Consider the following 24,712-nt stretch of genomic DNA (forward strand, 5'->3'; position numbering starts at 1 on the left):
ACAGACTGACCCGAACCAACCAGAGGGTGTTAACCGGGGCCGACAGGCTGAGCCCCAGGGTCGACAGACTGACCCGAACCAACCATTGAGCGTTAACCTTCCGGGTCGACAGACTGACCCGAGCAAGCTGAATAGTTCCCCTCCGGCGTCAACCGGAGACGATGACTACGACTTCGTCGCAGCGAGTTCGCCTGACAGGATCGGGCGACAGATCGGCGAACCTGTCATTGTCGTGATGGCTGGCAAGGGTGGGGTTGGCAAGACGACACTGTCGATCCTGCTCGCACAGCGTGCGGCCAGAATCGGTAGTGGCATGAAAGTCGTTCTCGTGGATGGCAATCTGGGGCAACCCGATGCCACGAAGTTTCTTCGGCTCCGCGAGGCCGATACGCCGTCGATGCTGGACATGGCTATGGGCAGGTCTGCCCTGGACGTCGTGATCTCGCCTCGCCGGTTGGCGTCTCTTCGCCCGTCGGGCATGGAGATGCCGCTGTTCGGAGTGGTCCTCGCTCCGCACGACGGGTCCGACCCCAACGTGGATCAGTCCGTCGTTACTCCCGGTCATTACGCCGACCTGGTCGCCCGTCTGCGCAAGCACGATGGCGTCGACTTGGTGATCGTCGACACCCAGATCATGGAATCGGTCGACTCTTCCGGTATGGTGACCGACTTCGTCATCCCCATCCTGGCTGACCAGTCGCGCTCTGCGTTGGCTGTCGCGGTGTCCGACTTGACGTTGCCGTCTGGCCGCAACCTGATGGCTCGGGTTCGAGACCTCGTGTTGCGCTGCGTCCCGTCAGGACGTATCCGGGTAGTCCTCAACGGGGCGAAAGACACCAGCGCAGCCAACGCCGCGAAGATGCTGGACAGCATCTCGACGGGCTTCCAGGCCGCAGGCATCATCGACAACGACGACCGCATCGCCAACGGGATGGCGCTCGGCTCTTTCCCGCACGACACCCCGTCGCTGGCTCGGGTGCTGGATGGGCTGCTCTACGCGGCGACCGGCCAATCAGAGTTCGACCCGGAGCAGCATCCCGATCGGTATGTTGTCGCCGGCCGCAACGGCGGCCTCTTCGGGTGGTTGCGGAGGGCGCGATGAGCACCCCGTCAGGCGACTGGTTCGCCGGAACGCAGGAATCGGGACGGACCGGCCCTGTCGATGACTACGAGCGGACGTTTGCCGCGCCGCCGCGCCAGCGCCGACGCCTGGCGGTGACACCGGAAAGTGTCTTTGCCGCAGCGTCAGCCGCAGTTATCCCCTGGTCGTTTTTGGCAGTTTCGCACGCTATCCACAGCCCTATCGGCTGGACGGGACTTACGGCGCTGTCTGCGACATCCTGGGTCGCGACGACGCTCGTCTCCCTCCGCTCCGGGAAACTGCGCGCCGTCTTCGGTTACTTCACGGTCGTCACGGGTCTCGTCGCGACCGCGATCCCGTCTGCCCTTTCCGCCACGGCGATTGCCGCAGCGGTGACGGCACTGATCCCTGGGGGGAAGCGATGACGCTCTGTCGACCGATCGAGTCCTGGACCAACGCCCTGACCGCGATGATCGTCGGCGACGCTGCCGCAAAGCTCGCGGCATCGGCACCGGCGGACAGCGGCTATGTCGTGGTTTTGCCGGTCTTTCGTTGGGTGCAGGCTGCGGTGAATGTGGGCCGCAAGGATCGAGGGCCTAGCGGCGAACGGCTGCCGATGCCGCTGCGAGTCGGTTACACCGATGGCCCCGTACAGTTCGTGACCACGTCGCGCCGCCAGGCCGTTCACGGTGTCGGCCTAGGGCTGACAGTCGACCAGGTCGTCATTGTGGACCCGCGCCAGCAGGATGTCGGGGCGTGGTTTTTCACGTCCTGCCACGAGTCGACACAGGAGACGCTGGGGGGGCTAGTCGAGGCCGGAGAGCGGGCGCGGTGGGAGGCGCTGATGCAAGCCGAACCGCTTGCGCTGGCGGCGGTCAAGCACGCCGAATACGCCTTGTCGTGCTCGGTCTTTGGTGATCGGACGTCGCGCCACCTCGTGGACGCGGAGTCTTTGTTGGCGATCTCGCACGCCCTCGTTTTCGGCGTCTGCGACGACGACAAGACGGTGAGGGGGCTCTCGTCTGCGGAACGCATCATCGAAAAGTCGTTGCGCCCCGGCTGTTTTCGTGGAGTCGACCCGCTGCGCTACCTGTGGAAGAACCTTGTCCGGGACGCCGATCCGCTTCTTCGGGCCAAAGTCGATGACCCCCGGCTCGGGTCGTTGGTGCGACGGGTTTCGCGCGACATCGGCAGCGTCGACCCGCAGGCTGTGCATTCGGCGATCCAGGAGATGACGGATCGCCATTCCATCCCCAGTGTCAACGCGGTGCGGCTGGCGTTGACGACGGGGTCGATCCCCGAAGCGGAGACCGTCCCTTTTCGTGACGTCGACGTCTTGGGGGTGTCGGCGTGATCGGCGCTCACACGTCCAGTGATGCGCTCGTCGCGCGCGCCAACGCCATCGAAACGCGGGCGCGGTGGCTGATGACGGTCGCGGCGGGTAGCGCGACCGTCTGGGATGTGGTGGAGATGTGCCGGATTAACCCTAAGCACCCTTGTCGCCGGTTGGCTGTTGTCGACATCATCGGCGCGCAGCCGAATGTCTCGCAGAAGGCGGCGGTCGCGCTTGTGACGCGGGCGCTTGACCTAGCGAAGTGCCCTGATCCAGTTGTGATCGGAAAACATCGTCGTCGACCTTTCCCGACGGTAGCCTGGTTGATCGACGGTCGCGCTGAGACGACGTTGAGCCGTGTCGCCGCATTGTCGGAAGCCCTTGTCGGGCATCCGTTTCCGTGGGACGGATGGCCCTATGGTGGCGCACCGGGCGTGATCGCGTGGACCTGACCTGGGATGGCGTAGACGCTCTCCTGGGCGACTCACTGGTGCCCGCTTCGGACCCTGGGCTGGCGGACTTCCTGGCGAACAAGACGGTCGTTCGCCTGATCGAAGTCTTGGTCGCTCGCCACTGCAAGGACTATGGGCTGACTTTCGGTCCCGGCGGGCACGGCGATGACGTCCGCTCCGAGATCGTCGTCGTGGCGTTGACCATCTTGACCAATCCGGAAGTGGCCGCCCGCGCCCGGAGCAAGAAGGACTTCCCGACCGCATTGCATTTCCTGTCGAAAGATCGGATCAAGCAACTGCGGGAATCGCCGTGGTTCAACGGCTTCACCGGCATGTCGTCGATGCATCGTCGACGCCGGTCGCTGCTGGCTTTGCGTGCCGAGTTGACGGCGACGTGGGGGAGAGAACCGGGCGTCGGCGAGTTGATCGACCTCTACAACGCGAGAGTGCGGGAGCGTCGCGTCGACGCCGCCCGGCAGGGAGCGTTGGCGAGCGCCGCCGATCTAGTCGACCCGGACAAATACCGGGTCGACGTCAGCGATCTCGTCCACTCCGATCCCTGCGCGACGACAGACATTTATCCGGTGGTCGAGCCGACGGCGACCTACCTGATCGACCTCGTGGTCGCTCGCGCCCAGCAAGGCGAGGATGCGCTCCTGGCTGCGGTTGCCGAGGCCCTGCTGCTGCCTGCGGTCCGCACGGGTGTTTTTGCCACCAGCGCGGCGGTCGCCAAGAGTGTCGGCGTCGAAGAAGAAGTGGTCGAAGACTGCCGGAAAGAGCTTCATCGTCTCGCCGTGACGATCTTGCGCGAAGAATGCGGGATGCCCTAGGCCAGCCCGCGCCGCGGCGTCCGGCTGGCGGGCAAAGAACTGGGGTGACCACGTTGACGCTGACGCCGCGAATGGCGGACTGGATTGCCGGTGAGATCGCGGCTGCGTGGTCTCGCGTGGACCGCGACCTTCCCGACGGGATCGGCCCGTCGAGCACCCCGTTCAAAGGCAAGGGTGCGTACATCGACCTAGCCACCGCAGAGCAGAACGCCGACGCTTTCCGCAGGGCGCTACTGCGGGCGCAACGCCACGGCGATGCCTCTTGGGCCGACGTCTTGATCGCCTCGCTCGGCGACGTCTTGGCGCGCCCTGTCGACGACGACGACGCAACTGAGGCTTTGGTGGCGTTGGCGGGCACGGCCCTGGCGTGGGTCGCCGCGATCGAAGCGCGTGGCGACACCACCGCGGTTGCCTAGGACTGCACTGCGCTCAGAGCAGTCATGGACACCATCATCGTCACCACCGGCGCGGGGATGACCCCGCTGACCTCGTGGGCGTTCCTCATCACCTTGGCCGTTGCCGTTCTGACGGCGATCTGGCTCGCCGCGGGCGCACCCGTGATCACGTTCCAGCGAGACCAACAACGGCGCAGCGACGCCGAATCTTTGGACCGAGCCGCATGAACGCGCACACGGGCTCTGCCCGGTTGCCGCTGACGGAAGCCGACCTGACCGAACTTGGCCTGGGCATCCCCAAGGAGCCGCTGCTGCGGGCTTTGGTCGACGGGTGTGCTCGGTCGATGTTTCTGCGCGAGTCGGCGCTGCCCGCGCACGCCTGGACCACCATCGGACGCTCGGCGCGCAATCAGTGGCGTAGTCGAGCAGTCAGCGCCCTCGCCTTCGTCGGCCTCAACGTCGGCGTGGCTGTCGCTGCGCCGAGTCCCCAAGACGCGCCACTGCGCCCAGAGACACCATGAGCAACCTCAACTATCGCGTCCGACCGCTGCCCGACCGTCTTTGGTTGACCCCTGAGGGAAGCCGCGTTCGCAGTCAGTTCGGTCCGGCCCGAGCGAGCGGTCTCGCTGCGTGGCGCACCAGCACGTTCGACGCTTTGAACGTCGAACTGCGGGCCTTGCGCGCCGAGAACGTGATTCTGGGCCTCGATGTCTCCGAGGCTGATCTTCGGCTCGGCGGGCAAATGCGGGCGAACGCCCGTCCGTCGTCCCCGGCGGTCGAGTTGTCTTTCGCCTCGACGGTTGGCCCGCTGCGCTACCGGCTGGACCGGTTCGTATCCCCGTCACGCAGTCTGGGTGCCGACTGGCTGCACAATCTGCGCGCCATCGTGCTGACCTTGAACTCGCTGCGTTCGATCGACCGATATGGCGTCGCCGGTTCGGGGGAGCAGTATGCCGGGTGGCGGCAGATCGAAGCCCAACCGCACAGCGCAGCACCGGAAGACCCGCTCGACACCCTGTTCCGGTTGTCGGGCGCGCTGCCAGGCTCGGAGGACACCCTCGCTCGGATCAACAACATGGCGCGGCGCAACGCCCACCCTGATCGGGGCGGGTCGACCGAGGATTGGTTGGCCTATCAGGCTGCCGCGTCCGCGCTGGGCTTGCTCTAGTCGTTGTCGCCAGGTCGGATCAGCGGCGTCGGGGTTTCGCGCCGACGCCGCTTCTCGATATGGGACCGCATCCGGAGGGCGACATCGCTCCCGATCAGGCCGACAAATCCGATGAGTCCGGCGACGGCGAGACAGGCGGCGATGACGCCCGCGATGGCGAGCATGGTGTCTGGGTTCATGCCGCTGCTGAGCGCAGTGCTCGGAAGGTGGCGAATAGGGGGTCGATTTTCGCGAGCGTGTCGGTTCCGTCGGGGTCCAGGAGGTGTGCGGCGAGTTCGTTCTCGAATCGCCCGACGGCGAGGGCGACCTCGATGAGTTGGTCGATGCCCGCGCGCAGGGTCTCCACCTTGTCGCTGGATGCGATGGCGTCCCAGACGTCGAGTCGACCGCCGACAGCGCGGGACAACTCGGTCACCCGCTGGCTTCCGGTTGGACTGTCGAGCCACCCGGCGAATCCGGGACGGTCGTTGACGACGGCGTACTCGCGCAGCAACGCTGTTGCTTCGTCGGGCAACAGGGGAGTCAGGTAGGTCAATCGCCAACGCCCGATCGCCGCGGCCCTGGTGAGTTCGAGCGGGACAGAGCGTTGCGCGAGAACGATTTTGGGCCGGTTCCGGTCTACCCACCGGTTGAACTGTTCGTGGTCGTCGTCGGTGAAGACGAACGATGGACGGTCGAACGCCAAAAACAGTGACGCCGGCGCGGCGTCGCCGACAGCCCGGTAGATGTGGCCCTGCATGTCGGCGAACGACCGAAAGATCGTGGCCGGGCCGGCCGTCACGGCGGTCAATCCGTGCCGGGTGGCGTCACCGGTGCAGCGCCGCAGCAGGCTGGTGCTGCCCATTCCGGGTCCAGCGATCAGGAGTCTGCTGGTTCCGAGGGGGTCGGCGGCGATCGTGCGGCGAGCCATCCGGGACGCGCTGGGCGCAATAGTCATGTCAAGGGTGAGCGCAGCGGACACCCTTGCTGCGCCCACTGTTGGCATGACTACTGCGAACAGGAATGTGAGAGTTGCCGTCGTGTGGCCGAACGACCTCGTTGAGGTAAGCACGCTCGTCCCCGACGCGGATATCGGCATCAACGGCTATCTGGCGGCCATCGTCGGCCAGGAACGGCAGACCTTCGTCACCGCCGAATGGACCGCCGTCTTCGCGGACCCCCAAGACCGCTTGTCCGATCTGGTCAACGTGGTGGCGACCGGCATACTGGCGGAAGCTGGTCGATCTGGTCCCGCCTTGCGGGGGAAGGTGGTTTTCGTGGGTCCGTCTGAGCCCGAGTCTGGCGGACTGCCGGGTCGCGTTCCCTCGCGGCTGGTCTTCCGTGCGCTGGCTCCGGTCGACCGCGACCACTGCGTTCAGTGACGACATGACAACCATCAACGTCCTCATCGTCAACCCCGACCGTTCCCACGAGATCGTCACCCTCCCCGCCGGACGCGGTGGCGGCGTCCGTCTCGACGCCCTCTACGACGCGCTTGGTTGCGAATGGGTCGAGGGGATCAGCGGCTCCGGCTGGTCGGCCTACCTCGACGAGGAAGGCAAGATCACCGGCAAGGAGCCGAACCTCTTGGCGACGGAGATCGCGAACTCTTTCGGCTGGGTCGGCATGCCCGGCGACATTCTTGCGGGCAAGGTCGCCTTTTTCGGTCCGGTGGATCGTGACGGCAACGATTCCCCCGTTCCCGACTGGATGACGGCGCGTCTTGACGCGGTCGCCTGACAAGCCCCCCCCCTAAACGCCAGGCACCCCGGCCCAGGAGAAGGCCGGGGTGCCTGGCGTTTAGGGGGCGGTCGCTGCGCTCAGCAAGGGCATGACCACCGCCAACGCCTTGCTCTTCAACCAGGACGGGATGCTGTCGTTGACGGCCCTCTCCCTGGACGCCGACGGCTTCCTCGACCCGGACTCGGTTCGGTCCGCGCTGGGGTGCCGCGCGGTCGAGACCGTTGCCGCCGCGGCGCTTGTCGCCTTCGTGTCCGCCGATCCGGAATCGGAACGTGCCCCGTTCAGTCCCCCGACGACTAACGCGATCCGCGAAATGCTGTACACCGCGGGGAGCCCGCACGCACCCGCGGTGTACGGTTCCGCGATCATCGTCGGCCCGCACGTCCCCCTGCGTCCCGAGATGGCGGTCGCGTGATGCCCGGCCCGGTGGTCTCCGAATCCGGCTGCCCTGCCTGCACGGTCGTGGTACCGGTGGAGCGTGACGACACCCTGACCGTCCACGACGCGGACGGGAAGGCGTGCCTGGGCAGCGGACAACCGCACGACCCCCATCTGGTCGACGGCAAGCGCTGCTACGGGTGTGGTGCCGCGAACGCCGACTGCGGCGATACCGGTTGCTGCGCGTGGTGTCGGATTGCGGTCGCGACAGCGGTTTTCGTCTGGCCGGTGGCGTGATGTCCAATCTCTCGTGGCGCCGAGCCGACCTAGTGTGCGAGCTGGAAGTGCTGCTCGGTGCTGGCGGCTCTGCCGAGAACGTCGCGCACCGCCTGGGCATCCGGCCAGCGACGCTGTCTCGGCGAATGTATCGGGCTCGTCGCCCCGACCTAGCCCGACCGTTCGAGCGTGTCGCCAACCGGGAACGGCGGTCGGGGTGAGCGTCGTCCGGGTGCGTCCTGCGCAGATGCCGGGCATCCGCGACGGCTTCGCCCGCGCCGGTCGAGAATTGTCCCGGTTAAAGTCGGCCCGGCGCTGGGACATCGACCCTGAGCTGGCTGACTTCTTCGACTCCATGCCGCGGCTTGCGGATGCTGAGATGTTTCTTGCTTCCCCGGACGCCACGACGCTGGCGGTCGAGGCGGCGCACGACATGCAGTGGTTCGATCCCGCCACCCGACCGTCTGAGGCTGGCGTGATGGTGTTCGCCCGGCATCTGCCGCTCGTCACCGTCGAACGGCACCCCACGGCGTCCTATCGCAGCGCGGCCCCGTGCATTCTGACTTGGGTGCCAAGCCCGAGCCGCCACGAAGAAGTCCACGTCGCGCTGTTTTCGCGGTGCGACGACGTCGTCCTGAAAGACGGTCGGACCTGCCCGCCCAACGCGGTGATGGGCGAATGGGAACTGTCGATGTGCGCGTTGGTCGATCCTGAGGTCGTCGACCTCGGCGAGTTGGCGCGGAGTGACGCTGCGTCGGCGGGCATCCTGTCGTTGATTGCCGCGATCTGGTCGCTGATGCAGACGCCGTCGATGACGGAAGTGAAGGATGCGCCGCCACCGACGGCAAGGAAAGCCCGCAAGGCGGCCAGTAAGCAGTCCTCGTCGCCGGTTCGCCTGTTGACATTGCGCGCGCCGGAAGACCACCCCGAGCATGCGGAGAAGACTGAGAGCACAAGCAAGCGGACCTACACCCACCGCTGGCCGGTCAGGCCGCACCCGCGCCAGCAACGCTGCGGCCCGAAACTGGGCCAGGTGAAGACGACGTGGATTCCCGGCTACATCAAAGGTCCGCGCGACGCCCCGCTGCGAGAACGGCCCGTCGTGTACGTGTGGCGCGGCTAACTGGCCCGTCGCGCGTTCGCCTCGGCGAGAAGGTCGAGTTCGCGCCGCGCCCACTCTTCCTTGTTCTGTTCCACCAACTCGTCGTAGTCGTGTCCGTCAAGGTCGGCCCCGCCGCTGACGATCGGAATCCACCGCGCAAAGCCGCCTTCCTCCATCGCGCAGATGGCGTCGCCGCGAGCGTCGGCCAGCCACTCGGCCATCGCCCCGGCGAAGACGCGCGGGTCGCCTTCCAAGTGCTCGAACTCGTGGGCGGCAACCTCGGCGGGGTCACGGTCGCCCCGGATGCCGTAGTAAGCCTCGGCTCCGTCAATGCTGTCCATGTCCTCACTGAGCGCAGCGATCGACGAACCCTCGCCCGCAACGGGGGTATGACGACTTTCGACGCCAGCAAGCACCGCCGCGACGCCCGCGGCAGGTTCGCCGCCATGCAGGGCAGCGAACCCACTGTCGTCTTCGGTTCCGACGATGACACGTCTTCCGCGCAGCGACCGGGCGGCACCAGCGACGTCTCGCTGGACAGGTTCGACAACGCCGACGCCCCGCCGACCTATGTCGATGAGCTCGGCAACAAGTTGTGGGAGGTGGACGGCAAGTCGCACCGCAGTGGCGGGCTTCCGGCGGTCGAAAGGGCGGATGGGGCCGTCGAATATTGGGTCGACGGCGGCAGGCACGGGGATGACGGTCTCCCTGCGGCGGTGGAGCCGACAGGCTGCAAAGAGTATTGGGTCTACGATCGGTTGCACCGTGAGAACGGTCTTTCGGCGATCGAGGGGCCGAACGGCTGCCGCGAACAGGGGGCCTAAGCCCCGGCGCGAGCGACCGTCAGCAATGGAAGAACCGACGCCGCAATGGGTGATTGACCTGCTCGATTACGACCCAGAGACCGCCCCGTCCGCAGCACAGGCATGAGAACCCCGTTCATCGCCCTGGCGTCCCTGGCCGCCCCCGCCCTGATCGCTGCGCCCTCGCTGGCGTCCGCCCGGACCGACATCGGCGCGGTGCCGGCCGCAACGGCCGCTGCTCAATTGCGGCTCGGGCTGCCGTCAACGGCGACCCCAGCGTCGGCGAAGGCGGCCCTGTCGACGCTTCTGGTGCGCGCGGACGGGTCGACGACCGGCTACTCGCGGGACTTGTTTCCGCACTGGCGGGATGCTTCGACGTGGGGGTGGCCGGTCGCGCCCAACAACTCCTGCGACGCCCGCAATGCGGCCCTGTATCGGGACGGCAAGAACGTCACTATGTCGAGCACCTGTTCCTACTTGAAGGGGACGTGGGTCGACCCGTATGGCGCTCGGCGCTACGACGCGACCGCGGACATCGACATCGACCACATGGTGCCGCTGGCGGCGTCCTGGCGTTCCGGCGCGGCGTCGTGGGACCCCACCAAGCGCACGCAGTTCGCCAACGATCCGCTAGTCCTGGTCTCGTCCTATGACCGGCTGAACTCGGCGAAAGGCGACAAAGGCCCTGAGGCGTGGCGTCCCCCGAACAAGGCCGCTTACTGCCTCTACGCGATCCGGTGGACTGCCGTGAAGTCGAAGTACAAGTTGAGCGTCAACAGCGCCGAGAAGGCCGCGCTGACCTCGATGCTGGCGACCTGCCCGGCCTAGCGGGACCGGAACCGTTGGCGCACGTAGGCGACGTCGTCGGCGTAGAGCATAGAACTGGGTCGATCGCTCTCGCGGTAGAACTCTTCCACCGTCACCCCGACCGCCGCGCCGCCACCGTACTGTGGGGGGGGGTTCCCGCCCCAGACTCCATTCCGGTGACGCTTCGCCACGGCCCTCAGTGCTCAAAGCGAGTCCAAGGTGGCCTGGTTCGTCTTGCGGACCGCAGCGGTGACCGCCGCGACCTGATCCCGCAGCACGACGATTGCCCGGCGGGCTGCGGGGGGGTCTCGCAACCGCCAATCCGTGTCGAGACAGATTCCGACGGCTCCGACCAGGATGGCGATAGCGGCGCTGTTGGTCCAGAGGTCAACGACCGCCAAGATCACCACGACGTCGAGAGCCAGGTCGCGCCGGTTCAGCGAGGGCGCGGCAGCCAACACCTTCTCGGTGTCTGCGGAGTCGATCACCCACACCTCGCTGGGGTTTTTGGCGCCCAGCGGTTCCCGGTCGAACAGGATCGTCTTGTCTCGTCCTTGGCGGACGGTGGCGACACCGGCAGTGTTGATGTCCGGCCCAGCCAGCGCACCACTACCGCCAGCCCAACCCATCAGCGCCGCCAAGCACGGAAGGGGTGGTTTCGGGATCAGCGGTTGGTGTCCGGGGTGAACGTTTCCCGTGTGAGGCGGGACAGGGCTAGGTGCCAGTCATCGGTGTTCCCGATGCGGTACCAGACGATGCTGGGGCTTTCCTGGCGGGCTTGCACCCCCCGGCCGCCGACGGCGATCAGTCCTGGCTGGCCGGGCGGGACGCCTCGGAAGAAGTCCGGGTTGGGATAGGGGCCGCGAACTTTGGAGCCAGCCTTGATGTCTTTGCTTTGCATACCGACTCTGAGCGCAGCGGCGAGGTCGGTCCGGCCACGAGCCTTGCGCTCGTCTTCCTCTTGCTGTATGGCGAAATCCAGGGCCGCCAACGCCTTCTGGGCGGCGCGATGGCGGACCAGGCTGCCGTCCGCTTCGACGGCGTGCCCGACTTTGACGATCAGGGCCAGGTCGTCGCTGTTTAGCCGCTCGACGACACCGGCCAGGATCGAGAGCGGAACCTTCCGGTCCTGTCACTCCTCGTCGCGGGCGAGCGAGTCAAGCATGTCGAGGTTAAACGTCCACACCGGCGGCGAGGCGCGCTTGGCGGCGTCAACCAGGTCTTCGAGAGGCCGTCCGCCGACGACCGGAGACAGGCTGCCGGAAACACCGTTGCCCAGCACGGTGATGGTCGATTCGCGCGAGTCGAGACGGCGCTAGTAGGCGGTTTCGGACGCGCCTCTTCGGGCGCCGAGGTGGATTCCCATGCCGTCTCTGGGCGCAGTTGGGCCGCCGTGGCGGCCCAGCAAGCAAAGGAGTAATTGAGAGCGGGTGCCACGCCCACCTCGGACCCGATCAAACCCTTGCTGACCTGCGGATATGCGGGTGCCGCATGGGGCTTGGTGTACGGCGCGGTTTTCTCATCCGCGTCGTGCGCCAGCAGACCCCCTGGTCTGCCGGGTTCACGCACAACGAGAGGTTCATCCCCTTGCACACCAACACCTTGAAGCGTCGTCGCGGCAGCTTTTCGGCGGTGACGGCTGTCGCCGTCTTCGCCGGCACGGCAACCACGACGATGCTGACCCCGCCCGTGGCTCAGGCCGCGGAGATCAACGGCGCAGTCACGGGGGTCAACATCGTCGCCACGACGATCAAGACCAATACTCAAACGAAGGTCACCACGAACTGGGCTGTGCCGAATGGCACCCAGGCTGGCGACACCTTCCAGGTGGTCCTTCCCGCGGACCCGTTCAGCGGCATCACGTCCCCGAACTTCACGTTGACGGACACGGATGGCTCCGTCGTCGCCAACGCCGTGGTCGTCGGGCGGACCGTCACCTTCACGATGACGGCCTACGCGGCGAATCACGTCAACGTCCGTGGCACCGCAGAGTTCATGGCGAAGGTTGCCAACAACGCGACCCTCGGCGCGCAGACGCCCGTGATTCAGACCACCGGTAAGACGTTCACCGACAACGTGACCGTCGTCGCGGGCGCAAGCCAAGGTGACAACACCAAGGTCGGCTCGGTCGAGAAGAACGCCACCACGGGTCTTCCCTTCTTCGCCTGGAAGATCAAGACCGGCGAGGTCACGTCCGCGCAGACGGTCACGGTCACCGACACTCCGGTCGCCCCGTTAACTCTCGACTGTGCCACCATCACGGTTCGCGTCGCAGGGACGTTGCGTCCGGCGGCGATCGACTCGTGCACCCCGACCAAGCTGGTCGTCAGCACCAACATGACGGTCGGGCAGTCGATGCTGATCCAGGGCCAGTCGGTATTCCCCGCAGGCGCGACCGAAGGTGACCCGTTCACCAACCGGGCCGTCATCGACATCGACGGCGATGCCAAGAACACGCAGTACACCGTCAAGTATCCGGCGGCGGGCGGCACCGGAACCGGTGACCAGTTCGTCAGCGTCGGCGACTACGTCTGGTTGGACGCCAACCATGACGGCATTCAGCAGTCGACCGAGCAGGGCATTCCCGACGTCGGACTGACGATCTCCCGCACCGACGGAGCGCCGGTCACCGACTACCTCGGCAACCCGTATGTCCCCGACGCGGCGACCGGCGCTGACGGTCTCTACACGTTCACCAACCTCCCGGTTCCTCCGGCGGGCGTGAACTACACCGTCACGATTGACCCGGACACGGTTCCGGCGGGCTACTTCCCGACCCTGACCGGTCAGGGCACGAGCGCCACCGATTCCTCCACCGGCTCGGCGACCTCGTCCGGACTGACCGCGCTCGGCGATCGTGACGACACTCTCGACTTCGGGTTCTGGAAGCCGACCCCGCAGGTCGACATCGAGAAGGTTGACGCGGCGAGCAACGACGCCGACACCTCCGACCTCGCTGTCGACTTGGGCATGTCGCCTGGCAGCACGGACCTGGCGTTCACCGTCACCAACCCCGGCAACGAGCCGCTGACCACGGTCGCCGTCAAGGACGTCGTCGTCTCCAATGGCACCGTCACCGACCTGGTCTGCACCTTCCCGGACGGTTCCACGGGGACCACCTGGGCCGGTCCGTGGCAACCTGCGGTCCAGTTCGATTGCACCGCCAAGTTGGCCGGTGTCGCCGCTGGCACTGTCCTGCACCAGGACCGTGCGACCGTCACCGCGGTCGGTCAGACGTCCAAGAAGCCGGTCACCGACACCGACGACTACTGGGCGAAGACCACCAAGACGCCGTCCGTCTGCGTCGGTGACTATGTCTGGTTCGATGCTAATCACAACGGCATCCAGGAGTCCGGCGAGATCGGGGTTCCCGGCGTCAAGCTGGCGATCACCCGCACCGACGGCAAGCCCGCAACGAACGCGGACGGCACCACCCCGGCTGGGCAGACGTCTGCCGCGGATGGTTCCTACCACTTCTGCGGCCTGTCCGTTCTCCCCACGGGCGTGCAGTACACCGTCACCGTCGACCCGTCGACCTACCCGGCGGGCTACGTCCCGACCCTGACCGGTCAGGGCACGAGCGCCACCGATTCCTCCACCGGATCGGCGACCTCCACCGACCTGACCGAGGACGGAGCCAAGGACGACACCCTCGACTTCGGGTTCTGGAAGCCGACCCCGCAGGTCGACATCGAGAAGATCGACGCCAAGGGCAACGACGCGGACACCTCCGCTGAGGCCGTCGACCTGGGTGTTAGCCCCGGCAGCACCGGCTTGACGTTCATCGTCAAGAACCCCGGCACGGAGGCCCTGACCAACGTCAGCGTCAGCGACGTGGTGAAGGCGAACGGGTCGATCTCCGGCCTGTCCTGCACCTTCCCGAACAACACGGTCGGCCTGTCCTGGACTGGTCCGTTCGCGCCGGGTGCGCAGTTCGAGTGCCACGCAACCCTGTCCGGCGTCGTCTCTGGTGCGGTCCTGCACCAGGACACTGCGACCGTCAACGCGGTCGGCGAACTGTCCAAGACCCCGGTCACGGACGCCGACGACTACTGGGCGAAGACGATCGAGCCCGCGAAGGTCTCGATCGGTGACTACGTGTGGTTCGACAGCAACCACAACGGCGTCCAGGAGACCGGCGAGAAGGGCATCCCCGGCGTCCAGTTGGCGGTCACCCGGACCGACGGCAAGCCCGCACTGTACGCCAGTGGAGCCACGCCGTCCGTGGTCACCACGGACGCCAACGGCGGCTACGCCTACGCCGGTCTCGCGGCCTTGCCTGCGGGTGTCCAGTACACGGTCACGATCGACATGGACACCGTCCCTGCCGGTTTCTACCCGACGATCACCGGCCAGGGCACCACGGCCACCGACTCGTCCACCGGTTTCGCGACGTCCACCGACCTGACCAAGGACGGCGACGCCGACCGGACGTTGGACTTCGGGTTCTGGAAGCCCGCCCCGGTCATCGACATCGTGAAGAAGGACATCAAGGGCAATGACGCCAACACCGCTGCGGAGGCTGTCGATCTTGGTATGGCTCCGGGTGGCCGCGCCCTCGTCTTCACGATCGCCAACAAGGGCAACGAGCAGATCAAGAACCCGACCGTCTCGGACGTCGTGATCTCCAACGGCACGGTCGAAGACCTGTCCTGCACCTTCCCGGACGGTGCTGAGGGCCTGACGTGGACCGGCACCCTGTCGGTCGGCGGCTGGTTCAAGTGCACCGCGATGCTCGTCGGCGTTGAAGGCGGCGCAGTCCTGCACCAGGACCGTGCGACCGTCACCGGCACCGGCGCGGTCTCAGGCATCCCCGTCAAGGACCGGGATGACTACTGGGCCAAGACCAAGGAGTACAAGGTCGTCCAGGTTCAGTTGGACCGCTACCGGTGGGGTAACGCCATCCCTGGCAAGGCTCCGTCCGTGAAGTACGGCAACAAGATCGCCGCGATGGACGACGACGCTCGCCTGGCCTACGGCGAGGACTTCTGGGTCGGCAAGGGGCTCGCGAAGCCCTACACCGACAAGAAGACCGCCGTCGTTCGGGTGACGGTCCCTGTCGATGCGTCCAACCAGGACATCATCGACGCCGTCAACAAGGTGATCGTCGGCGGGTTCAACACCCTGGCGACGACCGCCAAGCTCGGCACGGTCAAGGGCTCCGGTGCTGTCACCGACGCCTTCATCATGCCCGCTGGCGCGACCTCGGTTGACCCGTGGGGTCCGACCAAGGCTGCCCAGGTCTTCCTGGGCCGCTCCCTGGTCGCCGGTAAGTAACCGGCGGTCTGACACTCGAACCGGCCCGGAACGTCCCTGTTCCGGGCCGGTTCGGCGTGGTCGCGACAGGGAGAGGGACGCGACCACGTTGCAAGGTGTCTCCCCGGTTGCCGGTATGCGCGTGTCGCCTCCGGGGAGACACCATCCCTCGATCCACAACAACGAGACAGAATCGAGAGCGAACGTGGATATGGAGCCGAGCTTCTGCGCGGACTGCGATGCCGTGAGCGTCGAGACGGCGATGGTGGACGATCACGGGTCGGGCAGCCTGTGTCCGGTCCACGATGCCCACGACGACTGCGCCGACTACCCGTGTAGCGGCGACGATGACGGGCCGTGCGTGCTGCGCCAGCCCCGTTGATTGGTCAGACCGGCCCCGGACCGAGAACGATTCTTCGGTCCGGGGCTGGTCTGCGTCGCAGAGACTACTTCCCGGCGATCTGTTGTGCGGCTTGTTCTCGGACATGCCGGTCGACGTCGACCATGCGCCGAGAGGGTGGCTGGACGGACAATCGAGCCGCGATATCGCTCAGTTCCGGGTAGCCGGCCGCCGCGGCCGTCAGGTTGGCTGTCGAGATCGCGGCGTAAATCGGTGGTGATGTGTGGGCGATGATCTGGTCGGCCAGCGGCCACGATGACAGTGCCAGGGTTGCCCGGACCGGTTCGCCGCTCGTGTCGATGGCGGCAACCACCCGGATCGGCTTCCCGGCGCGAGCTTCGTCGCGCCGCAAACCTGCGTACTGGACAGGCGGGTGTCCAGGATGGGTCGCTTCGATCACTGCGGAGACCAACGCGGTCGAGGCGGGCACTCCGATGAGCGTCAAGGCGTGAATCACGACGTCGCGGTGGGGGATTCGGATTGTCAGTCCGCGAGGCATCGACACATGATTCCACTAAACCCATGTATTCCACGAACTGTGTGCTATCGTTCTCGGGTTGTCGATTTTGGCTGGCGCATGCCAGCGCGGATCGGCGATACTGAACCTCCACCTTCGATCCAGTCAGGAACGGCAATGCCCACCAAACACCAACGCGCCAGCGAACAGGGGACCACCGCGTACCCCGGATTCGTCATGCCGTCGTGTGGCTTGGCGGGGCTGCCGACGAATGACTGGACCTCTCGGGGGTGGGCCGTTTAGGCGACATCGAGGTGTCGCCTAGCGCGAAACCGCCCCCCGATTGCTCCGGCAGTCAGGGGCGGTTTTTCGTTGCCCGACAACCACCTATGGGCGTGGCGCAACAGGTAGCGCAGCGGTCTCCAAAACCGCCGGTTGAGGGTTCGAGTCCTTCCGCCCATGCACAACAAGAGGATGCCTCGCAGGCACCGGATACCCGCCTCGTCGCGAGACGCGCGGGCACGCACCGGGCTAACAGTCACACGGCTGCGAGACCCATTCCTCGACCCGACCGGGCAACTCCGGTCGGGGCTAACATCACAGTGGAATGCGACGCGCGAGCACGGCCAACGCCGCTCTCGCGCGCATGGTCTCGTGGCGAAATTGGTAGCCGCGCCGGGCTCAAACCCCGGTGCCCCCGACGGAGGGGCGTCCCAGTTCGACTCTGGGCGAGACCACTTTGCCTTCGTAGCACAGGTGGTAGTGCTGCCGACTTTTAATCGGCGGGTCGTAGGTTCGAGCCCTACCGGAGGCACAAGCTGCGCTCAACAGCGCCACGACCAGAACTATCCCATCGTGGGACGACTACTTCCTGGCGTTCGCCGCCACCGCATCCACCAGGGCGAAATGCACCCGACGAACCGTCGGTGCCGTCGTCGTCCTGGATCACCGGATCATCGCGACCGGCTACAACGGCGCGGCGGCAGGAGAGCCGGAGTGCCTGGACGGGCATTGCCCGCGCGGTCGGCCGAGTCTGGACCAAATGCCGCCGCTGGGGGGGGCTATGACCGGCCTGGCACGCCCGGCTTCTGTATCGCCATCCACGCGGAGGTCAATGCTCTGCTGAACGCCCCCCGAGACACCACGGGGGCCACGGTATACATCACCGACCCGCCGTGCGCGGGGTGTCGGAAGGCGATGGCTGCGGCGGGAATCGTCCGCGTGGTCTGGCCGGACGGAGAGTTTGACCGCGTGAGGATGACGGACTGGTCGGCCTGACGCGCAGTGGGTTGTGGGGTGCGGTCCCCGACGAGTCTTTGGAACTCGTGTACGAAGGTTCGAGTCCTTCCAACCCAGCCCGCGGGGTGTGGCGCAATTGGTAGCGTGCCTGCTTTGGGAGCAGGAAGTTGCAGGTTCGAGCCCTGTCACCCCGACCACCACCGCAGGCCAGTCGACCAGCGTCGCTGCGCTCAGAGACGACATGGCTGACCAACCCGTATCTTCGACCGACGACCTGATCCGCGACGCGCTCCGTCGGGCGGTGGCGATCTCGTGGGATGGCTGCCACAAGATTTACGTTCTTATGGACGAAGAGTCTTTCGATGGCGAACCGGGCCGGGATCGCCACCGCCTCCTGCGTCTCGATCGTCCCGGCGTGTGCTGTTCCGCCCGAAAGCAACAACACTCGCACTTTGTCGGGAGCGCCGAAGAGCGCACGGAGGCGGTGCTGGGCGTTGTCAAGGGGTGGTTCGGCAGTTCGTGCCCTCTCCGGTTCGTCTCCACCGTCGAAGAAGACTCCTGCTTCGTCCATCTCATTGAGCAGGGCGAAGACTGGGCCTGAGAAACGGCCCAACTATCCCGTATGGCGCAATTGGCAGCGCAGGCGATTGTTAATCGTCAGGTTCTTGGTTCGAGTCCAAGTGCGGGAGCAACGTCGTCGTCGTCTATCGGTCAGGACGCCGGACTTTCAATCCGGACAGGGCGGGTTCAACTCCCGTCGACGGCACCACGCCCCAATGTCTTAGATGGCTAGAGAGACCGCCTTCCAAGCGGTATGCGCCGGTTCGAGCCCGGCTTGGGGCTCCAGCGGAATCCAACGAAACACAGAAAGGAGATAGACCGTGACCGTCGTTAAGATCGCCGAATGCGGCCACCGCATCCCGGTGTTGCCCGTCAAAGTCTCGACCTGGTGCCCGGCATGCAACGACCTGGTCTTGCTGCGCGAGGACGACTAGGAACGGCGTAGCTCGTCCCGCACCGCCATCAGCGCCTGACCAAGCAGGTTCAATCCTCGCCACTGCTCCGGATCGGATAGGCGCGGATCACCAAAAGCTAGTCCGACTCCCCAGACGCGGTCCCGCGGACTGGCCTCCACCAGGACGGCGTCGCCGGTCGACAGCAAGATGCGCCCCAGCGCGGGATGCTGTGTGAACTTCGCCAGATTGCCGTATGTCGCAACGCTACGGCGGATGCTGGACCAGAAAGCGTCATCGTAGCCAGTGACCGCTCGTCCGACCGACTTGGCGTGCGCCGGGTTCGGCGATTGCAGCACGCGGTTGGCTGACTTCGAGTCCCCGAAAGCCAGGGCCTTCTGATGCATCAGCCAATGCTCGGCGGTCGGGTAGGTAATCCCGTCGACTTCGAACGGAGCGGCATACCACTACGAGAGACAGGCGCGCGCCCCAATAGGGCCGCGGGGAGCAGGCCGATGACCGTAAAACGCGATGACTTCCATGCCGACTCTTTGCCCAGCAGTCGGCCGCGGCGGCGTCGCTGCACTCAACACGGTCATGGACCGCAGCCCAGCCCAGCAGGCAATCCTCGACCTCGCCGAACGCGACGGCGTCCGCGGGTTCTTCCCTTCGGCGACCTGCCCGAGTTCAACACCCACCACGCGATGCGGTGCTCCCGAAATCACCGCGACGACGGCGTCGAGGAAGGCGTCAGCGTCTATCCCGGATGGCAGGTCGGCACCCGGCTGGTCTTGGACTTGCGCGGCATCGACGCCTTTTCGGCGCTGCCGTTCGTCGGCTCCGACCTGCCGATCTACCTCTGCTCCGGCGTCTTGTCGTCGGCTCTCGGCAGCGACGGCGAGCCGCTGATGCTGGACGACAGCGCCGACATCGACCCGGACGACGAGTGGACCTGGATGCTTCCCGAACCGACCTGGCGCATGAGCCTGACCCGAATCACCCCGGACGGCATCGACGTCGTCTTGATCTAGCACCACCACCGAACATCGTTTCAACCCCAATCCAGCCCCGAAGGAGGCCAGCAATGAAAACGATGCCCATGACCGCCCAGCAGCCGCGTCGCCCCGATGTCGTGCTGGCGTCCGCGAAGCACTTTCGGGCTGCGAACGACGCCCCCGCCGGATCGTTCGCGGGCTTGGAAGCCTCGGCCTGTATCGGCCACGACCCCGAACTCTGGTTCCCGATCACCCCCGACGGTCTCGCCGAACCGGTCGCGATCTGCCAGACCTGCCCCCGCATCGTCGACTGCCTCAACGGCGGCATCGCGATGCAGGCTGTCGGGGTGTGGGGCGGGAGGTACTTGAAGAACGGCAAGCCGTTCGACATGCGCCCCGTCGGTCGACCGGCCAACCAGCCTCCCGCCGCCTAGACCTCCAGGCGGCGGGAGGCTGCTCCCCTCTCGCATTCCACCGGGTTCTTGCCCCCAAGCCTCTACGCATCGAAAGGAGCGCCGCCATGCTCGTTACTGTTTTGAACACGACCTACACGCCCTTGCACGACGTGTCCGTCCGGCACGCCCACACGATGCTGTGGCGTGGCGTGGCCGATGTCGTTGAGGAAGGCCCCGGCATGTTCGCGGGCGCACCGACCCCGAGCGTCCTGTTGTTGCGCCGGTACGTTCCCGAACGATTCCGGTATGGCCGACGCCCCCGCCGGACCGCCACATTCGACGGCCCGGTGAAGCAGAACGTGGGCCGGTTCGCCGACCGGATCGCGGTCTACTCCAAGGACGCCTTGTTGGTGCGGGACCGGGGGCAATGCGCGTACTGCGGCCAGTTCAACGGCACCACGGCGGACCATGTTCTGCCCAAGTCTCGCGGCGGCCCGACCGCCTGGTTGAACACGGTGGCCGCGTGCGAGGAAGACAACTGGATCAAAGGCGACCGGACCCCTGACGAGGCGGGGATGCCGCTGTTGTGGCAGCCGTTCGCTCCCACCGCCGCCAGCCTCGACCGGCTCCGGCGCTGATCGACGGCCACGCCCAGTTTCGGGCGTGGCCGTCGCGGCCGGCCCTAGCGCAGAGGATCACCATGAGCACCACTCGCCCCAAGCCCTACCTGCTGATCGACGTCGACGGCGTCCTCAACCCGTCCATCTCCAACCGGCAAGCGGAACGGGCCGGGTTCGTGACCAAACGGACGTTCGACAGCGCAGGATGGCGCTACCGAGTGTTCCTGCACCGGCAGCACGGTGCCTGGTTGTCCGCGATGTCAGACCGGTTCGAGTTGGCCTGGGCCACCACCTGGGAGGGCATCGCCGACCGCGAGTTCGGCCCCATCCTCGGGTTGCCGTCCCTGCCGGTCGCCTCGCTCAACCTGCGGACGCACTACTCGAAGGTTCCCGGCATCCTGGACTTCGTCGGCGATCGCCCGTTCGCGTGGCTTGACGACTGCGAAGCACTCGCCTTAGTCGCCGTCCCTAACCTGGTCGTCCATGTCGACGACCGAGTTGGGCTGACGTTGCGCAACCTGGCGGCGGCACGAACGTGGGCTAAGCGCCTGCCGCGTTAGCCGTCAGAGCCGGGCTCCGGCGTCGTGAAGCGCGCGAATGCTGGCGACCATCTTGTCTGTGCGCGGAATACGCCAGCCGATGTTGCCGCCGACATTGTTGGCCGACCAGTCGTCGCCGTCCGCGCCGTTCCCGTGCATCGACCAGATGTAGTCCGCGTCGACCACGACCCACTGCCCGCCGCCATACAAGGTCCGCTCACCCAGAAAGTGGTCCCCGTCCGGGTAGCCCGCACGTTCGGGACGCTCTCCGTCGGTCTCGATCGTGCGGGCGATGGCGCGGGCCTCCATCTTCCGGACGCGGTGCTCCGTCCGCAACAACCGGGCCTGCTCTTGCGCGCCTGCTCGGCGTTGGCGATCTCTTCGAGCGTCGCGTCCCGGTAGGCCACCACGTAGCCGCGCGACCCCTCGAAACCGAGCAAGTGCCCGCCGTAGACCGCAGGGTCGTCGCTGTCGATGACCCTGCGGCGTAGAACCTTGGTGAACACCACCCACGCGTCACGGTGCCGCACCGGAACCCCGAGCGTGCCGAGCCCGGCCAGCAGGGTTGTCTTCGGCTCGGTGGCCCGGCGCTTCTCCTGGTTGGCGGCGACCGCTCCCCGCAGCGCGGCCAGACGGTCGGCCAACTCGGGGAAGGCTCCGCACAGGCGCAGGGCTTCGTCGAGGCTGCGGGATGACGTCAAACCGTCCACGACCTGCTCTTCGGCCCAACCCAGCCACTTCTCAGCCTCTCGTCGCGGTTCCGCCTCCCGGATCGCCAGTGCGCGCTTCGCGATCTCCACGACGCGGGCGCCGAACGTGGGATGCCCCGCCCCAAGCGTGACGGCCTGCTTCATCGCGTTGGAGACATACCCCAGGTCGCGGGCGATGTCGGCCTCGGCGTAGCCGACCCACTTCTCGATCTCGCGGAGCGCGGCTGCCTCTTCGCGCGCCTGCGCCGCGTCACGGACGCTGATGATCTCGCCAGCGGAGAACTTCAGCGTCACGCCATACCGGGTTCGCACGGACAGGTCGTCGCCGCGAAAGGTGACGATGCTGTCCAGCGGCAGGTCGGTGCTGACGTCGTTGATCGCCAACTGGGCCTTGGTGCCCCCCCATCACCCCGGTGAACCAGACCCGTCCACGGGTCTTGACGATCATGGTCTTCTCGACGGTCTCGATGTGCATGCCTCCAATGAGCGCAGCGGGGCGCGTCCGACGCCGGGTGACTGCGCTCATAGCCGCGATGAACATCAAAACTCCGATCGAACGTGGCCGCGTCGGAATCGTCTCTCCCCTCGGTGGTGTGATGACCGTCGAAGTCGGCGCGATCACCGGCCACCTCAACGTGTGGACCCTCGACGGCGTCCACGTCCTGATCGGCTACGTCGGTTCCCCCGACATCTACACCGCCGCCGGGGCCATCCCGGACGGCTGCGGGCTCGTCGACGCCGTCGCATTGCTGGCCGCCGACCCCGGCGTCGACGGCGACGGCAACCCCGTTCCGGCGCGTCTGCCGAACCCCGAATCAGCCCCCGCCCGCAGTAAGGGCGAGGGAACCCACGAGAGAGAGAACAAATCATGAAGCGCACCCTGATGGCGTTGGCGGTTCCGCCCCTCGCCATCGCCGGGCTGAGTCTCGGCGCATCCACCAGCCAAGCCGACGCGATGTTCTTGCCGACCGGCGTCGTCCGCGTCGACAAGCCGATTGTCGTCCCGGCCTTCGGCCTCGCGCGCGGCTCCGGCTCCGGCCAGACCGTCATCGCTCCCGCCGCGGGCTACACCGGTCCACTGATGACCGCCGGTCCGGGGGCCACCATCGAAGACCTGACTCTGGACGGTCAGAGTCAGGCGACGATCGGCCTGCAACTGACCGACGCCAGCCAAGTGACCGTCGAGTCGGTCGAAGTCAAGGGCACGACCCAGGTCGGCATCGTCGGAACCGCGTCGGTCGGCGTTGGTGAGCAAGAGTTCACCGATGTCACGATCAAGGACTGCGCTGGCCTCGGGTTCAGCAACGCTGGCGCGAACGGCGGTGCCGACTACACGAACGTGAAGGTGCAGAACTGTGGCGCGGGAATGGTCATCTCCCACGCCAACGCGGCCATCGTGGCCGTGCAGACCGTCAACAACACCCGCGGCGACGGCCTCGTCCTGCGCAACGCCTCCGGTGCGACGATAATCAACGTCCGCTCTGCGGGAAACTCCGGAACCGGCATCCGCATCACCAATTCCACCATCGCCGCGGGCAGCGCGTGGCTGTCCAGCGCCAATGGCACCAACGACGTCTGGTTCGAGGGGAACTCGCGCGCCGCGTCGCTGACCGGCGTCGTCGTCGGGTGGACTCCGTGCGGGCTCGGGGCGTTCCAGGGCGGGCGCGAAAACCCGTGGCGCGTCGACGCCACCGCGTCCGCACCCGTCACCGGCCTGCGGGTCAACAAGAAGACGAACGACTACTGCGTCGTCCCTAAGACCGGCAACTGAGCCGGTCGAACCAGAGAGAGAACCTAACAATGAATCGCGTGCTCACGGCGGTCGCCCTCACGGCGACGCTCATCATCACGGGCCTGTTCGGGGCCGCATCGTCTGCCCAGGCCAAGGTGCTGTCTTACGGCCAAGGCGTCTACCTGCTCAACCGACCGATCGTGTTGCAGGACTGGCAAATCCTGCGCGGCGCAGGCGTCGGCAAAACCATTCTCAAGGCCGCCCCCGGCTACAAGGGAATGTTGATCGTCAACGCCGGGGTCGGTGAGGCGAACCCCGTCCACCACCCTGGTGTCGAGATTCACGACCTGTCCGTTGACGGCTCCGGCACCGCTTCCCGCGGCATCTACTTGAAGGCCGTTGACGACCTGGTCGTCAAGAACGTTGAGGTCTACAACACGACCGGCAACGCGATCGAGCACCGCGGCATCCAAAACTCGCCGTACACGATGCGACAGACGTGGGCGAATGTCACCGGGCGCGACAGTGGCGGCTGGTGCGTCTACAACGGCCTGCGCACCCGGAAGGTCACCTACACCGACATCCGGGCCACCGGCTGCCGCGCCGGCGGGATGACGATCGACCACTCCGAAGCGTCGGCGGTCGGCATCATTGCCTCCCGCAACGGCGGCAATGGCGTCTGGATTCGCAACGTCTACTCGATCAACCTGACCAATGTCGTCACCAACGGCAACGGCGGCAACGGCATGTTCGTCCAGGGCGCGGTCTACAGCCTCGGCACGAACTGGACCGCCATGAACAACAAGGTCGCGGACGTCCGGTTCTCCAACTCGGCCCCGCAGCCGTCGTTCAACTACGGCGTCACCCGCAACACCATGATTGCGGGCTTGACGGCGGGACACACTGACGTCTGCCAGTTCGGCAACTACGACAACGGCGACGAGACGCCGTTGGTGGTCGACTCCGGCGTTGACGTTCAGATTGTCGGTCAGCGGCTCCCGTCGGCGGTCGGCTGTTCCGTCGAATCCTGATCCGCCTCGAACCCGCACGGCCCCGGTTGTCCCCCGAC

General features: G+C 66.4%; 36 protein-coding genes, 8 tRNA genes and 1 pseudogene. 36 read left to right on the forward strand and 9 right to left on the reverse strand.

Translation table 11 applies throughout. The features are described from left to right. Positions 1–235 precede the first annotated feature (235 nt). The 9 genes from BN13_RS02205 to BN13_RS02245 all read left to right on the forward strand — a co-directional run bounded on the left by BN13_RS02205 (position 236) and on the right by BN13_RS02245 (position 5,259). Positions 236–1,102, forward strand: a complete 867-nt coding sequence (locus BN13_RS02205; protein WP_048544072.1) for a nucleotide-binding protein — start codon at positions 236–238, stop codon at positions 1,100–1,102. Then, entirely contained in the window at positions 1,099–1,506 is a 408-nt protein-coding gene (locus BN13_RS02210; RefSeq protein ID WP_157038385.1) for a hypothetical protein, read from the forward strand. The genes BN13_RS02205 and BN13_RS02210 overlap by 4 nt, the downstream gene beginning before the upstream one ends. Beyond that, positions 1,503–2,435, forward strand: coding sequence for a hypothetical protein (locus BN13_RS02215; protein WP_048544076.1), 933 nt, complete (start codon positions 1,503–1,505; stop codon positions 2,433–2,435). The genes BN13_RS02210 and BN13_RS02215 overlap by 4 nt, the downstream gene beginning before the upstream one ends. Next, positions 2,432–2,866 (forward strand): hypothetical protein, encoded by a 435-nt coding sequence (locus tag BN13_RS02220; protein ID WP_048544078.1) that lies wholly within the window; start codon positions 2,432–2,434, stop codon positions 2,864–2,866. The genes BN13_RS02215 and BN13_RS02220 overlap by 4 nt, the downstream gene beginning before the upstream one ends. Continuing rightward, positions 2,824–3,696 carry a hypothetical protein gene (locus tag BN13_RS02225; RefSeq protein WP_162199901.1) on the forward strand — a complete coding sequence of 291 codons (873 nt, stop codon included), beginning with the start codon at positions 2,824–2,826 and terminating at the stop codon, positions 3,694–3,696. The genes BN13_RS02220 and BN13_RS02225 overlap by 43 nt, the downstream gene beginning before the upstream one ends. 44 nt (positions 3,697–3,740) lie before the next feature. Beyond that, entirely contained in the window at positions 3,741–4,112 is a 372-nt protein-coding gene (locus BN13_RS02230) for a hypothetical protein (protein WP_048544082.1), read from the forward strand. Positions 4,113–4,136: 24 nt separating this feature from the next. Next, a complete protein-coding gene (locus tag BN13_RS02235) occupies positions 4,137–4,319 on the forward strand; it encodes a hypothetical protein (RefSeq protein ID WP_048544083.1) in 183 nt (60 codons plus the stop codon). Continuing rightward, positions 4,316–4,612 (forward strand): hypothetical protein, encoded by a 297-nt coding sequence (locus BN13_RS02240; RefSeq protein ID WP_048544084.1) that lies wholly within the window; start codon positions 4,316–4,318, stop codon positions 4,610–4,612. Before BN13_RS02235 ends, BN13_RS02240 begins: the two co-directional genes overlap by 4 nt. Before the next feature lie 134 nt (positions 4,613–4,746). After that, complete coding sequence (locus BN13_RS02245; protein ID WP_157038387.1) at positions 4,747–5,259, forward strand: hypothetical protein; 513 nt, start codon at positions 4,747–4,749, stop codon at positions 5,257–5,259. Here the strand turns inward: BN13_RS02245 and BN13_RS19090 are convergent. Then, positions 5,256–5,438 carry a hypothetical protein gene (locus BN13_RS19090; protein ID WP_157038388.1) on the reverse strand — a complete coding sequence of 61 codons (183 nt, stop codon included), beginning with the start codon at positions 5,436–5,438 and terminating at the stop codon, positions 5,256–5,258. The two genes, BN13_RS02245 and BN13_RS19090, sit on opposite strands and share 4 nt — an antisense overlap. Beyond that, positions 5,435–6,196 (reverse strand): hypothetical protein, encoded by a 762-nt coding sequence (locus BN13_RS02250; protein ID WP_157038389.1) that lies wholly within the window; start codon positions 6,194–6,196, stop codon positions 5,435–5,437. The genes BN13_RS19090 and BN13_RS02250 overlap by 4 nt, the downstream gene beginning before the upstream one ends. Positions 6,197–6,242: 46 nt before the next feature. On the opposite strand from BN13_RS02250, the gene BN13_RS02255 reads away from it, so the two are divergent. The 5 genes from BN13_RS02255 to BN13_RS02275 all read left to right on the forward strand — a co-directional run bounded on the left by BN13_RS02255 (position 6,243) and on the right by BN13_RS02275 (position 8,758). Continuing rightward, positions 6,243–6,620, forward strand: coding sequence for a hypothetical protein (locus tag BN13_RS02255; protein ID WP_157038390.1), 378 nt, complete (start codon positions 6,243–6,245; stop codon positions 6,618–6,620). A gap of 4 nt (positions 6,621–6,624) precedes the next feature. Then, the gene (locus BN13_RS02260; RefSeq protein ID WP_048544091.1) at positions 6,625–6,978 is read left to right on the forward strand and encodes a DUF3846 domain-containing protein; all 354 of its coding nucleotides are present in this window, start codon (positions 6,625–6,627) and stop codon (positions 6,976–6,978) included. 91 nt (positions 6,979–7,069) lie between these two features. Beyond that, entirely contained in the window at positions 7,070–7,396 is a 327-nt protein-coding gene (locus BN13_RS02265; RefSeq protein ID WP_048544093.1) for a hypothetical protein, read from the forward strand. Continuing rightward, a complete protein-coding gene (locus BN13_RS02270) occupies positions 7,393–7,656 on the forward strand; it encodes a hypothetical protein (RefSeq protein WP_162199902.1) in 264 nt (87 codons plus the stop codon). Before BN13_RS02265 ends, BN13_RS02270 begins: the two co-directional genes overlap by 4 nt. 196 nt (positions 7,657–7,852) lie before the next feature. Further along, positions 7,853–8,758: a hypothetical protein gene (locus BN13_RS02275; RefSeq protein ID WP_048544097.1), complete on the forward strand. Its 906-nt coding sequence runs from the start codon at positions 7,853–7,855 to the stop codon at positions 8,756–8,758. On the opposite strand, the gene BN13_RS02280 is transcribed toward BN13_RS02275, so the two are convergent. Further along, entirely contained in the window at positions 8,755–9,078 is a 324-nt protein-coding gene (locus BN13_RS02280; protein WP_048544099.1) for a hypothetical protein, read from the reverse strand. The genes BN13_RS02275 and BN13_RS02280 overlap by 4 nt on opposite strands. 105 nt (positions 9,079–9,183) lie before the next feature. On the opposite strand from BN13_RS02280, the gene BN13_RS02285 reads away from it, so the two are divergent. Beyond that, positions 9,184–9,561: a hypothetical protein gene (locus tag BN13_RS02285; protein WP_157038391.1), complete on the forward strand. Its 378-nt coding sequence runs from the start codon at positions 9,184–9,186 to the stop codon at positions 9,559–9,561. A gap of 102 nt (positions 9,562–9,663) precedes the next feature. Further along, the gene (locus BN13_RS02290) at positions 9,664–10,368 is read left to right on the forward strand and encodes an HNH endonuclease family protein (RefSeq protein ID WP_053079698.1); all 705 of its coding nucleotides are present in this window, start codon (positions 9,664–9,666) and stop codon (positions 10,366–10,368) included. 182 nt (positions 10,369–10,550) lie between these two features. On the opposite strand, the gene BN13_RS02295 is transcribed toward BN13_RS02290, so the two are convergent. Further along, positions 10,551–10,976, reverse strand: a complete 426-nt coding sequence (locus BN13_RS02295; protein WP_048544103.1) for a hypothetical protein — start codon at positions 10,974–10,976, stop codon at positions 10,551–10,553. A 35-nt stretch (positions 10,977–11,011) separates the two neighbouring features. Next, positions 11,012–11,248, reverse strand: coding sequence for a hypothetical protein (locus tag BN13_RS02300; protein ID WP_048544105.1), 237 nt, complete (start codon positions 11,246–11,248; stop codon positions 11,012–11,014). On the opposite strand from BN13_RS02300, the gene BN13_RS02305 reads away from it, so the two are divergent. After that, positions 11,243–11,431, forward strand: a complete 189-nt coding sequence (locus BN13_RS02305; protein WP_048544107.1) for a hypothetical protein — start codon at positions 11,243–11,245, stop codon at positions 11,429–11,431. The two genes, BN13_RS02300 and BN13_RS02305, sit on opposite strands and share 6 nt — an antisense overlap. Positions 11,432–11,479: 48 nt before the next feature. On the opposite strand, the gene BN13_RS19095 is transcribed toward BN13_RS02305, so the two are convergent. Further along, positions 11,480–11,629 (reverse strand): hypothetical protein, encoded by a 150-nt coding sequence (locus tag BN13_RS19095; RefSeq protein WP_157038392.1) that lies wholly within the window; start codon positions 11,627–11,629, stop codon positions 11,480–11,482. 248 nt (positions 11,630–11,877) lie between these two features. Here BN13_RS19095 and BN13_RS02310 point away from each other — a divergent pair, with 248 nt between their 5' ends. Then, positions 11,878–15,624 carry an SdrD B-like domain-containing protein gene (locus tag BN13_RS02310; RefSeq protein ID WP_162199903.1) on the forward strand — a complete coding sequence of 1,249 codons (3,747 nt, stop codon included), beginning with the start codon at positions 11,878–11,880 and terminating at the stop codon, positions 15,622–15,624. Positions 15,625–16,049: 425 nt separating this feature from the next. Here BN13_RS02310 and BN13_RS02315 read toward each other — a convergent pair whose 3' ends face one another. Continuing rightward, a complete protein-coding gene (locus tag BN13_RS02315) occupies positions 16,050–16,502 on the reverse strand; it encodes a hypothetical protein (RefSeq protein WP_048544110.1) in 453 nt (150 codons plus the stop codon). A gap of 347 nt (positions 16,503–16,849) precedes the next feature. On the opposite strand from BN13_RS02315, the gene BN13_RS02320 reads away from it, so the two are divergent. The 11 genes from BN13_RS02320 to BN13_RS02355 all read left to right on the forward strand — a co-directional run bounded on the left by BN13_RS02320 (position 16,850) and on the right by BN13_RS02355 (position 18,545). Next, positions 16,850–16,922 (forward strand) — tRNA-Trp (locus BN13_RS02320). A 186-nt stretch (positions 16,923–17,108) separates the two neighbouring features. Further along, positions 17,109–17,197, forward strand: a tRNA-Leu gene (locus BN13_RS02325). A gap of 4 nt (positions 17,198–17,201) precedes the next feature. Continuing rightward, positions 17,202–17,274: transfer RNA gene (locus BN13_RS02330), tRNA-Lys, on the forward strand. A gap of 57 nt (positions 17,275–17,331) precedes the next feature. After that, on the forward strand, positions 17,332–17,586 hold the full coding sequence (locus tag BN13_RS20715; protein WP_321162920.1) for a hypothetical protein: 255 nt from the start codon (positions 17,332–17,334) through the stop codon (positions 17,584–17,586). Further along, complete coding sequence (locus BN13_RS20720) at positions 17,472–17,738, forward strand: deaminase (protein WP_321162921.1); 267 nt, start codon at positions 17,472–17,474, stop codon at positions 17,736–17,738. Before BN13_RS20715 ends, BN13_RS20720 begins: the two co-directional genes overlap by 115 nt. Positions 17,739–17,745: 7 nt before the next feature. Next, positions 17,746–17,816 (forward strand) — tRNA-Gln (locus tag BN13_RS19105). A gap of 4 nt (positions 17,817–17,820) precedes the next feature. Continuing rightward, positions 17,821–17,896: transfer RNA gene (locus tag BN13_RS02335), tRNA-Pro, on the forward strand. Between the two features lie 44 nt (positions 17,897–17,940). Continuing rightward, positions 17,941–18,300, forward strand: a complete 360-nt coding sequence (locus BN13_RS02340) for a hypothetical protein (protein ID WP_048544112.1) — start codon at positions 17,941–17,943, stop codon at positions 18,298–18,300. A 15-nt stretch (positions 18,301–18,315) separates the two neighbouring features. Further along, positions 18,316–18,388: transfer RNA gene (locus tag BN13_RS02345), tRNA-Asn, on the forward strand. A 4-nt stretch (positions 18,389–18,392) separates the two neighbouring features. Continuing rightward, positions 18,393–18,468, forward strand: a tRNA-Glu gene (locus tag BN13_RS02350). 1 nt (position 18,469) lies between these two features. Further along, positions 18,470–18,545, forward strand: a tRNA-Gly gene (locus BN13_RS02355). A gap of 145 nt (positions 18,546–18,690) precedes the next feature. Here the strand turns inward: BN13_RS02355 and BN13_RS02360 are convergent. Beyond that, positions 18,691–19,107 (reverse strand): annotated as a pseudogene (locus tag BN13_RS02360) (NADAR family protein); the annotation flags it as partial. Between the two features lie 249 nt (positions 19,108–19,356). On the opposite strand from BN13_RS02360, the gene BN13_RS19520 reads away from it, so the two are divergent. From BN13_RS19520 to BN13_RS02380, 4 genes are all read left to right on the forward strand, one after another. Further along, a complete protein-coding gene (locus BN13_RS19520) occupies positions 19,357–19,683 on the forward strand; it encodes a hypothetical protein (RefSeq protein WP_048544114.1) in 327 nt (108 codons plus the stop codon). A 53-nt stretch (positions 19,684–19,736) separates the two neighbouring features. After that, positions 19,737–20,081: a WhiB family transcriptional regulator gene (locus tag BN13_RS19525; protein ID WP_048544116.1), complete on the forward strand. Its 345-nt coding sequence runs from the start codon at positions 19,737–19,739 to the stop codon at positions 20,079–20,081. Between the two features lie 86 nt (positions 20,082–20,167). Further along, the gene (locus BN13_RS02375; RefSeq protein ID WP_048544118.1) at positions 20,168–20,680 is read left to right on the forward strand and encodes an HNH endonuclease; all 513 of its coding nucleotides are present in this window, start codon (positions 20,168–20,170) and stop codon (positions 20,678–20,680) included. A 62-nt stretch (positions 20,681–20,742) separates the two neighbouring features. Then, positions 20,743–21,222, forward strand: a complete 480-nt coding sequence (locus BN13_RS02380; RefSeq protein ID WP_048544120.1) for an HAD domain-containing protein — start codon at positions 20,743–20,745, stop codon at positions 21,220–21,222. On the opposite strand, the gene BN13_RS02385 is transcribed toward BN13_RS02380, so the two are convergent. Continuing rightward, on the reverse strand, positions 21,219–22,295 hold the full coding sequence (locus tag BN13_RS02385; protein ID WP_048544124.1) for a hypothetical protein: 1,077 nt from the start codon (positions 22,293–22,295) through the stop codon (positions 21,219–21,221). The two genes, BN13_RS02380 and BN13_RS02385, sit on opposite strands and share 4 nt — an antisense overlap. Before the next feature lie 53 nt (positions 22,296–22,348). Here BN13_RS02385 and BN13_RS02390 point away from each other — a divergent pair, with 53 nt between their 5' ends. From BN13_RS02390 to BN13_RS02400, 3 genes are read left to right on the forward strand one after another with little or no spacing between them, the layout of a single operon-like run. Further along, positions 22,349–22,783 carry a hypothetical protein gene (locus BN13_RS02390; RefSeq protein WP_157038394.1) on the forward strand — a complete coding sequence of 145 codons (435 nt, stop codon included), beginning with the start codon at positions 22,349–22,351 and terminating at the stop codon, positions 22,781–22,783. Continuing rightward, positions 22,780–23,682: a right-handed parallel beta-helix repeat-containing protein gene (locus tag BN13_RS02395; RefSeq protein ID WP_048544132.1), complete on the forward strand. Its 903-nt coding sequence runs from the start codon at positions 22,780–22,782 to the stop codon at positions 23,680–23,682. The genes BN13_RS02390 and BN13_RS02395 overlap by 4 nt, the downstream gene beginning before the upstream one ends. A gap of 29 nt (positions 23,683–23,711) precedes the next feature. After that, entirely contained in the window at positions 23,712–24,674 is a 963-nt protein-coding gene (locus BN13_RS02400; protein WP_048544134.1) for a right-handed parallel beta-helix repeat-containing protein, read from the forward strand. The last annotated feature ends 38 nt before the right edge of the window (positions 24,675–24,712 follow it).

The organism is Nostocoides jenkinsii Ben 74 (assembly GCF_001046875.1).
Classification (GTDB): Bacteria; Actinomycetota; Actinomycetes; order Actinomycetales; family Dermatophilaceae; genus Nostocoides_A; species Nostocoides_A jenkinsii.

Excerpts from the sequence above, each read along its gene's own strand:
- BN13_RS02235 (WP_048544083.1), top strand. The coding sequence starts at position 4,137 with ATGGACACCATCATCGTCACCACCGGCGCGGGGATGACCCCGCTGACC.
- BN13_RS02280 (WP_048544099.1), bottom strand. The coding sequence starts at position 9,078 with ATGGACAGCATTGACGGAGCCGAGGCTTACTACGGCATCCGGGGCGAC.
- BN13_RS02375 (WP_048544118.1), top strand. The coding sequence starts at position 20,168 with ATGCTCGTTACTGTTTTGAACACGACCTACACGCCCTTGCACGACGTG.
- BN13_RS02225 (WP_162199901.1), top strand. The coding sequence starts at position 2,824 with ATGGCCCTATGGTGGCGCACCGGGCGTGATCGCGTGGACCTGACCTGG.
- BN13_RS02290 (WP_053079698.1), top strand. The coding sequence starts at position 9,664 with ATGAGAACCCCGTTCATCGCCCTGGCGTCCCTGGCCGCCCCCGCCCTG.
- BN13_RS02205 (WP_048544072.1), top strand. The coding sequence starts at position 236 with ATGGCTGGCAAGGGTGGGGTTGGCAAGACGACACTGTCGATCCTGCTC.
- BN13_RS02210 (WP_157038385.1), top strand. The coding sequence starts at position 1,099 with ATGAGCACCCCGTCAGGCGACTGGTTCGCCGGAACGCAGGAATCGGGA.
- BN13_RS02240 (WP_048544084.1), top strand. The coding sequence starts at position 4,316 with ATGAACGCGCACACGGGCTCTGCCCGGTTGCCGCTGACGGAAGCCGAC.
- BN13_RS02300 (WP_048544105.1), bottom strand. The coding sequence starts at position 11,248 with ATGCAAAGCAAAGACATCAAGGCTGGCTCCAAAGTTCGCGGCCCCTAT.
- BN13_RS02395 (WP_048544132.1), top strand. The coding sequence starts at position 22,780 with ATGAAGCGCACCCTGATGGCGTTGGCGGTTCCGCCCCTCGCCATCGCC.
- BN13_RS02315 (WP_048544110.1), bottom strand. The coding sequence starts at position 16,502 with ATGCCTCGCGGACTGACAATCCGAATCCCCCACCGCGACGTCGTGATT.
- BN13_RS02380 (WP_048544120.1), top strand. The coding sequence starts at position 20,743 with ATGAGCACCACTCGCCCCAAGCCCTACCTGCTGATCGACGTCGACGGC.
- BN13_RS02255 (WP_157038390.1), top strand. The coding sequence starts at position 6,243 with ATGACTACTGCGAACAGGAATGTGAGAGTTGCCGTCGTGTGGCCGAAC.
- BN13_RS02340 (WP_048544112.1), top strand. The coding sequence starts at position 17,941 with ATGGCTGACCAACCCGTATCTTCGACCGACGACCTGATCCGCGACGCG.
- BN13_RS19090 (WP_157038388.1), bottom strand. The coding sequence starts at position 5,438 with ATGAACCCAGACACCATGCTCGCCATCGCGGGCGTCATCGCCGCCTGT.
- BN13_RS02250 (WP_157038389.1), bottom strand. The coding sequence starts at position 6,196 with ATGACTATTGCGCCCAGCGCGTCCCGGATGGCTCGCCGCACGATCGCC.
- BN13_RS19520 (WP_048544114.1), top strand. The coding sequence starts at position 19,357 with ATGCGGTGCTCCCGAAATCACCGCGACGACGGCGTCGAGGAAGGCGTC.
- BN13_RS02285 (WP_157038391.1), top strand. The coding sequence starts at position 9,184 with ATGCAGGGCAGCGAACCCACTGTCGTCTTCGGTTCCGACGATGACACG.
- BN13_RS02295 (WP_048544103.1), bottom strand. The coding sequence starts at position 10,976 with ATGGGTTGGGCTGGCGGTAGTGGTGCGCTGGCTGGGCCGGACATCAAC.
- BN13_RS02260 (WP_048544091.1), top strand. The coding sequence starts at position 6,625 with ATGACAACCATCAACGTCCTCATCGTCAACCCCGACCGTTCCCACGAG.
- BN13_RS02215 (WP_048544076.1), top strand. The coding sequence starts at position 1,503 with ATGACGCTCTGTCGACCGATCGAGTCCTGGACCAACGCCCTGACCGCG.
- BN13_RS02400 (WP_048544134.1), top strand. The coding sequence starts at position 23,712 with ATGAATCGCGTGCTCACGGCGGTCGCCCTCACGGCGACGCTCATCATC.
- BN13_RS02265 (WP_048544093.1), top strand. The coding sequence starts at position 7,070 with ATGACCACCGCCAACGCCTTGCTCTTCAACCAGGACGGGATGCTGTCG.
- BN13_RS19525 (WP_048544116.1), top strand. The coding sequence starts at position 19,737 with ATGAAAACGATGCCCATGACCGCCCAGCAGCCGCGTCGCCCCGATGTC.